This is a genomic window from Mesorhizobium sp. WSM4829, from assembly GCF_055811475.1.
This window is the reverse complement of the sequence record NZ_JBVVQJ010000158.1, coordinates 1-368: the sequence shown is the minus strand read 5'-3', so window position 1 is coordinate 368 and position 368 is coordinate 1. Positions and strand designations below refer to the sequence as shown.

General features: G+C 61.7%; 1 protein-coding gene. It reads right to left on the bottom strand.

Translation table 11 applies throughout. The annotated features are described in order from the left end of the window. The coding region (locus AC0L17_RS34665) for a TCP-1/cpn60 chaperonin family protein (protein ID WP_473519017.1) at positions 1-368 on the bottom strand (368 nt) is incomplete at both ends.

The following is a 368-nucleotide window of genomic DNA, read 5'->3' as shown; positions in this document are numbered from 1 at the left end:
TCCAGATCCGCAACCATCTTGTCGGCGTTGGTGACGAAGTAGGGCGAGAGATAGCCGCGGTCGAACTGCATGCCTTCCACGACTTCGAGTTCGGTCTCGGCGGTCTTGGCTTCCTCGACCGTGATGACGCCCTCGTTGCCGACCTTCTGCATCGCTTCGGCGATCATCGAGCCGACCGAAGCATCGCCATTGCCGGCGATGGTGCCGACTTGGGCAACCTCTTCCGAGGTCTTGATCTTCTTGGCGTTCTTGATCAGCGTCGCGACGACGTCGCTGACCGCGAGGTCGATTCCGCGCTTCAGGTCCATCGGGTTCATGCCGGCGGCAACCGCCTTGTGGCCTTCCTGGACGATCGACTGCGCCAGAAC